Origin of the sequence: Dietzia sp. B19, from assembly GCF_014145155.1 — a bacterium.
Lineage (GTDB): Bacteria > Actinomycetota > Actinomycetes > Mycobacteriales > Mycobacteriaceae > Dietzia > Dietzia natronolimnaea.
In genome coordinates this window covers 1-6,723 of the sequence record NZ_JAALED010000028.1, presented here as the reverse complement: position 1 = coordinate 6,723, position 6,723 = coordinate 1, and the positions used below count along the sequence as shown (strand labels likewise).

The 6,723-nt window shown below is 63.4% G+C and carries 7 protein-coding genes and 1 pseudogene; 3 read left to right on the top strand and 5 right to left on the bottom strand.

Features of this window, described 5'->3' with window-relative positions; genetic code table 11:
• Positions 1-1,035 precede the first annotated feature (1,035 nt).
• Together G6020_RS01340 and G6020_RS01335 are read left to right on the top strand one after the other, a co-directional pair.
• Positions 1,036-2,193, top strand: a complete 1,158-nt coding sequence (locus G6020_RS01340; protein WP_182609411.1) for a DUF262 domain-containing protein — start codon at positions 1,036-1,038, stop codon at positions 2,191-2,193.
• Positions 2,186-2,728: a HEPN domain-containing protein gene (locus G6020_RS01335; protein WP_182609410.1), complete on the top strand. Its 543-nt coding sequence runs from the start codon at positions 2,186-2,188 to the stop codon at positions 2,726-2,728. The genes G6020_RS01340 and G6020_RS01335 overlap by 8 nt, the downstream gene beginning before the upstream one ends.
• Before the next feature lie 10 nt (positions 2,729-2,738).
• Here the strand turns inward: G6020_RS01335 and G6020_RS01330 are convergent, their stop codons facing one another.
• The 5 genes from G6020_RS01330 to G6020_RS01310 all read right to left on the bottom strand — a co-directional run bounded on the left by G6020_RS01330 (position 2,739) and on the right by G6020_RS01310 (position 6,099).
• The gene (locus tag G6020_RS01330; RefSeq protein ID WP_182609413.1) at positions 2,739-3,563 is read right to left on the bottom strand and encodes a sucrase ferredoxin; all 825 of its coding nucleotides are present in this window, start codon (positions 3,561-3,563) and stop codon (positions 2,739-2,741) included.
• A gap of 97 nt (positions 3,564-3,660) precedes the next feature.
• Entirely contained in the window at positions 3,661-4,884 is a 1,224-nt protein-coding gene (locus tag G6020_RS01325) for a cupin domain-containing protein (protein ID WP_182609409.1), read from the bottom strand.
• 6 nt (positions 4,885-4,890) lie between these two features.
• Positions 4,891-5,145: a BatC protein gene (locus tag G6020_RS01320; protein ID WP_179524352.1), complete on the bottom strand. Its 255-nt coding sequence runs from the start codon at positions 5,143-5,145 to the stop codon at positions 4,891-4,893.
• Positions 5,146-5,341: 196 nt separating this feature from the next.
• Positions 5,342-5,872, bottom strand: coding sequence for a hypothetical protein (locus tag G6020_RS01315; RefSeq protein WP_182609408.1), 531 nt, complete (start codon positions 5,870-5,872; stop codon positions 5,342-5,344).
• The gene (locus tag G6020_RS01310; RefSeq protein WP_182609407.1) at positions 5,869-6,099 is read right to left on the bottom strand and encodes a helix-turn-helix transcriptional regulator; all 231 of its coding nucleotides are present in this window, start codon (positions 6,097-6,099) and stop codon (positions 5,869-5,871) included. The genes G6020_RS01315 and G6020_RS01310 overlap by 4 nt, the downstream gene beginning before the upstream one ends.
• Positions 6,100-6,345: 246 nt before the next feature.
• On the opposite strand from G6020_RS01310, the pseudogene G6020_RS01300 reads away from it, so the two are divergent.
• A pseudogene (locus G6020_RS01300) lies at positions 6,346-6,723 on the top strand (hydroxyacid dehydrogenase); the annotation flags it as partial.

Here is a 6,723-nt window from a genome sequence, read left to right as displayed (position 1 = left end):
CACCCACGCTCAGATGCGAAGAGCCCGATAATCCCATCGCAGCGTTGGCGAGCCAAACCCGGGGGATGTTGTCGCCGAGCTATTGGAACACCGGGCCGCCTCTAATTACCAAGCAGTCGACGCACCTCGGCCTGGACGCGAGCCCTTTCCTCTGGTGGCAGCATTCGAATGCGATCGTAAACGTCATCCAACCGGTCCCGGGTCCGATACCCTTGCGCCAGCCATTCTGAGATTCGACGAACTTGGCTAGTAGGCAAACGCTTGACCGCGGGCCAAACGATGTCAAAGTCCTCTGACCCTGCCCCTTCCGCCCTCTTAGTCTCGTTGCAGTGCGCGCACTCCACCTGAAGGTTGTCCGCATCGCTGCTTCCGCCACGATCACGGGGCACAATGTGTCCAATAGTCATGGCGGCTGGCGACCCGGTCTCCGGATATGGCTCGCCTGCTCCCACGCCACAAATGACACATCTGCGACCATCTCGATCCAGAACCAGTGACCGCGTCTTAGCGGATACTGCTTGAGAGTTCTTGGGCCGCGGACCGATCGCGGGATGCCAACCAATCTCGTCGACCCTATAGTGCTCGGCCGGCAGCGTTCTGTCGTCTTGAAAGGAGGCAATCCTCCACCCGTCTCGCGTACTGCGTAATGCCCTAATACGCCGCTGGAAGTGCTCGGCAGTGTTGGCCTCGCCCCGCCGCCCGATTTGCTCTCGAAGTTCCCGGGTTGTAAAGACATCTCCCACAGACTTGGTCGACGCGAGGTATGCCGCAATTTTCTGCTCGTCGCCAAATGGGCGCCTGCTCCCAGGTTCAAAGTCGAGCCGCCACCAGAGCGATCCGTCGGGCGAGTACGCGTGAGAGGGGTAACTGTCCACGTTCCGCAGAATACCAATCTCGGAAACTTTCTTGGCCCCGTTTGCGAACTCGACGTTGCCCTCTTACTTCAGACTATCCGCTAGCCTTGGACGAAGACTCAAGCTCCTCGCATCAGTCTGGGCGAACGAAGCCCCCGCGCTACAGGAAGAGACTACGCCAGTGCAGACAGCATCGACAGATCAGATTCTCGGGATGGAATCCGAGGATGATCTCCCCGACGAGGACCAATTTGAAACTGATGCACTCAAGTACGTTGGTGCAGACTTCGATATCGACGGACTAGTCAGACGGCTAGACGAAGGCGACATCGTTATACCGCGATTTGACCCTGATGAATCCTCAGGAACTAGCCTGGATGGTTTTCAGCGTGGACCAGTCTGGAGCATTCCACGGAAAGAGAAGTTCATTGAATCAATCCTTCTCGGGTGGCCCGTTCCGAGCATATTCATGGTAAAAGACGAGGACGAACGCTACCTTGTTCTAGACGGGCAGCAGCGCCTTCTCACGTTGAGTGAGTTCAAATCTGGCAAACGCGCGAACGGCCGCGACTTCGTCCTTAAGGATGTGGTCGATCAGTTCGAGGGTGTCTCCTATGATTCTCTTTCAAATGAAGACAAACGTCGTTTTCGGAACACGTTTATCCAAGCAGTAATCATTGAGCCTAACGGCGAACAAGGAAAGCGGGCAGTCTACAGACTCTTCGGCCGCCTCAATAGTGGAGGAGTAGCCCTCAATGCCCAAGAAGTTAGAGTAGCTATATTCCGAGGGAAACTCGTAGATTGGATTCGCGAGTTAAACCGAAAATCCGAGTGGCGGAACCTAATCGGAAACTCTGGCGGTCGCCTAAAGGACCACGAGCTAATTCTTCGCTCGCTAGCCTTGCTGGAAGCGGTTGAAACCAGTATCGAGCCACCGTCTAGCGTTGACTTCCTAACCAACAGCTATAAGCCGTCTATGTCGAACTTGCTTAATGGTTATCTCTCCAAACACCGGCACCTCCAAGGCCTGGACATCGGAAAATTGGAGACCGCGTTCGAGGCGGCTACCGCCGCCCTCTCATCCCTCTATGGAAGTGACGGCCTTCGAAACAGGGGGGCGATCAATGCGGCTTACGTAGACTCCATCCTAGCATCTCTGATGCACCATGATTTAGGCTCAAGTTTTCCCAGCCAGGCCGATATCAAAAGGGGAATCGATCACCTTCGAAGCTCTGAGGAGTTTCAAGAGACGCTAATTGGAAGTACATCGCACCGAGCGAACGTTAAGCAACGCCTTCGCCTGGCGATAGAAGCCTTCGACCGGGCAGCAGATGGCTGATATCCGTCGAATCCTATATTCCCTGAAGGGCAGCCTCGAATCAGAAATATCGAGGTACGATACGCTAACCCACCTGGAGGGCATTGACCTACTTCAAAACGCGAAGCTTCAGGAGGACCTGAGACGATATTACGCGATTCGATGCGCCGGTTTCCTAGAGAAATTGTTCTATGAGGCCATAACCTGGTATATTGAAACTAACGCCAACAGAGAAGTATCCCAATTCTCGAGGTCGTTTTTTAAAAAATCTCCAAATTTGACACCAGATGCGATGGAAACACTAGTGTCACGGTTCGGTGAAGTTTATCTCGAGTCCCTTAACGAAGTCCTCGATGAGGAGCTCAAGGGACGCCTCGGGGTCTTGCTCAACTTAAGAAATGAGATAGCACACGGCGACTTTCCAACAGGAGCCAAACACGCGCCAGAACAGTATCTCGAGCTTTGCAATATCATTTACGATTGGATTCTCGAACAATTCATTAAAAATACCGTCGTTGAATACGGAAAGGATGGCCTGCCGTTGAAGAAAAAGTAGCGTACACGAATCAACATCCAGGCCGGGAATCCCCCGACACGTTCTGGAGGTCCCACTTTCTCACTGGCCCCGGCGTCCGAGCCTGGCACATCGTGAAGATCGGTTCGGAGAAGGACTCCCGAAGGTGCACTTGAATCGGGCCGTGCGGACCCGCCAGCGTCACCTCCACGTGTCCTGCTACTTCGGCGACATCCAGCGGAGCGAAAGCGTCGATGCGATCGTCGCCAAGGAGCGCGCGGGCATGATGCTGCGCCACTTGCACCTCTGCCGGGTAGCTGCTCCGCCCGCGCAGATGGCGTGGCTCGACCCGGCCCTCGGTGTAGCGGGTAACGATGTCGGCCGGGTCTTCGGCCAAGTCGACTCGACCGTAGAAGAGCCCGTGCGGCAGGACGATCATTGTCGCAGCAAAGCGGTCGCCGCCCAGGTGTGAGCATTCCCACGTCGCCTCCGGGTAGCGCTCCGCGATCAGAGCCGTGGCCTTGCGTCCCCGAACCGCGCAGCACTGGTCGTGCTTGCCGTGGGCGCAGATCGCTACCAGCGGTTCATCGGTTTGTGTGCCGGCGGAGCCGTCGAGGGGGATCTCGGCGTACCCCTCGGGCCCGTCGACCTCGCCCCACCGCAGCGATTCCTGACCGGGCCGGGCATCGGCCAGAGCCCACCGCCACCGTCGCTGCTCGGAACGCTTACCGGGCCGGCGGATGGCGGCGACACGAATGTCGGCGGCCTGGGCGCGCTGGGCGATCTGCCGACCCAACTCGGACGGCAACAGCACCGGCGACTCGAGCAACGCCGAATGCCCCCAGGGGCCGCAGAGCTCGAGCATGAGCCAGCGCATCCCCCGCGAGCCCGAGCCCTCCAGGCGATCGCCCCGGCGCAGCGCCGACACACTGCACGGCTCCCAGTCCGCAGGCCTGGTCACAGGATCACCGACCTCACAGCGACACCAGCACTGCCTCCCGCAGCAACCGCCGGAGAACCACCAGGCCGTCCGCCGCATCGAGACCAGGCAGAGTTCCGGCGCTCACGGGAGCGCCCTCGAGGACGGCGTGCAGGGCGGGTGCGCACACCGCCGGGAAGGAGATCGACTTGGTGGGCAACTTCAGTACGACAGTGGCCGGATCGGCGCCGTCGGAGCCGTCGTCATCCACCCGCCCGTGCAACCCGTCGCGCCACTGCACCCGGGTCTCGGGATCGAGGGCCGCCACGGCGTCGAGGGTGGCCAGCGGGCGGACCGGGGCGGGCCGCGTGAGGTCCAGGTACTGCGTCGCCAGCGCGTCGCCGGCGATACCGCTGAGCTGATCCTGCTTCTCGGCGATCAACCGGGCCAGCACGTCGAGCACCCCGCGAGTGTGTTCCCCGGTAGAAGCGGCGTCGACCGGGGCGAGCCCGAGCGGCAGCGACGCGCGCAACTCCTCCTCCGAGGCCAGCGCCTCGATCATCGCCGTCGCGACATCGTGCCCGGTGAAGGGGGCCACGCCCACGGTGAGGTGGATGGAGGTGTCGCCCTGCGCCTCGGCGGAGTGGACCCAGCCGCGCGGCAGGTAGAGGCAGTCCCCCGGCTCGAGCACCGCGTCGATCACCGGCTCGTCCCTCGAACGCTCGGCGATCGCCTCGCGGTGATCGGTCCACGGCTGATCGGGAAGCGGATGGTGGTGGACAGGCTCGTGAACGCGCCATCGCTTGGTGCCGGACACCTGGAGGACGAACACGTCGTGCACGTCGTAGTGCGGATCGAACCCGCGGTTCGCGGGCGGGGTGATGTACGCGTTGGTCTGCACCGGGTGGCCGACATCAGAGGTCATGCCGCGGACGAAGTCGATGATCGGCGGCCAGAACCGGTGCAGTCCCTGCAGGACGATCGTCGCCCCGGCGGCGAACTGCGTGAGCACGCCGTCGGGGTCGATCTGATCGGGCATCTGCGCGCCGAACCCGCCGGCGCGAGTGAAGCACGCCCGGTCGACGAGCGTGCCCTCCCGCGCCATCCGGACGAAGGGTGTGCGTACCCCACGTTCGGCGATGATCTCGTCGACCATCTGCGGAGACAGCAGATCGGAGAAGTCGCGCGGCAACTCGGCCGCAGGGGTCAGCAGGGGCCGCTGACCCCAGACCGCTGCCGCGAACTCATCCCGCCCGCATGCGACGCACCGCTCGAGCACTACTGCTCAGGCCGTGCCGTCGGCGCCGCCATCGGCCCCGTCCGGGTTCGAGCCGCCGTCGGCGACACCCTCGCCCGAGCCGGCCGCGCCGTCAGCTCCACCGTCGTGTCCGCCCGGGTTCGAGCCGCCGTCAGCGGTGCCCTCGCCCTTGTTGGCCGAGCCGTCGGCCCCGCCGTCATGGCCCTGCGGGTTCGAGCCGCCGTCGGCGACTCCCTCGCCCGAGTTGCCGGTGGTCGTCATGTCGTCGTCACTGATAGCCATGTGCGATCCTCTCGTCGGTGCAGGCGTTGACCTGCACGGATTCGTGCGGTGTCGCCACGTGCCCGGACTGGCCCGGACACGAGGGGTGCTGCGATTGCCACTATGCCACCGGATGGACTCGAGGCACGACCGGTCGACGGGCCAGTGCTGGCTCGCTCCTTAACCCCGGCCGCGATGAGATCCGCCAGCGCCGCCTCTACTTCCGGCGGTTCGCCTTGCGGTAGCTCAGAATCGAACCGATGATCCCGGCGACCGCTCCGACCATCCCACCGACCACGGCGCCCTGTGCCGCACCCCCGAGAGGGCCATCCCCCGGTGTCACCGTGACCGAGGGGAAGGGCAGGAGTGGCTGACCGGCGAAGACGGTGTAGGTCATCGCGGCGAACGTCAGGGCCATGAGTGCGCACACCACGACCATGGTGACCATGGTCGACCTGGCCCCGGACTTCTCGGCGAGGGCGTTGAGGTGGACTCCCCGCCGCCGCGCGTACCACTGGGTGGCCGCCGCGGGCAGGATCGTCAGCACGAGGAGCGCCGTCGGCAGCAGGATCAGGCCGAACGCCGCGGACACGACGGACCCCGCCAGCCCCGCGTACAGACCGACCGAGAGTCCGAATGCACTCGCCTCCATGAACACGGTGCGCTCGCGCTCGTCCCCGTACGCCGGGCTGTCGAGATTCATCACCCGGTCCGACAGCCTGTCGAACACGCTGCTGCGCTGATTCATCGGGACTCCTCTTCCAGAATGAAAAGCTCTTCGACCGACCGCCCCAGGGTCCGTGCGATACGGATCGCCAGATACACCGACGGCGAATAGTCGCCCCGCTCGACCGCGATGATCGTCTGCCTACTGACACCCACCGCCTCCGCGAGCTCGGCCTGGGTGACCCGCTGGACCTTGCGGCACTCCCGGACCGGGTTCGATCCGGCCGCATCGGACTCTCGGACTGCCATGGACCGATGTTAACCAGCCTTGACTTTTCGTGTCAAGAGTAGTTGACCTTCTCGCGGGCGGCGGCTCGGCCCGTTTTGCTGCGGGCGTTGTCGTCGTCGTCGAGGGACCACGCCGTACTTCGCCGCGCAGCTCGTCGCCTGGACCGGCAGCGGCATGGCGCCCGCATACTGGGTGATCGGGGTCTGCGTGATCGGGCTCCTCACCGTGTCCACCATCGCCGAGACGGGAAAGAAGGCCCTGCCGAGATGATCCCCACCCCGGGTAACGCCGCCGCTCTGCGCGTGGCCGTCGAGCCCACCCGCGACCCCCACCTCGTCGCCGCGGTGGAGGGCGAGGGCGGCTCGGTGGTGTCGCTCGACGAGGCCCGGGTCCTGGTGTGGATCGGCGGCCCTGAGGGTTTCCCGGACCTGCCGGACCACGTCGAGTGGGTGGCGCTCAGCACCGCGGGCATCGAGCACTTCGTCGCCGCGGGCGTGCTCGACGACCGCCGGAACTGGACCAACGCATCCGGTTTCTACGCCCGGGGCGTCGCCGAGCACGCGCTGGCCCTGCTGCTCGCGGGCACCCGGCAGGTCGTCCGGTCAGCCCACACCCGCTGGGCCAAGGACGCCGTCGACCCGGCC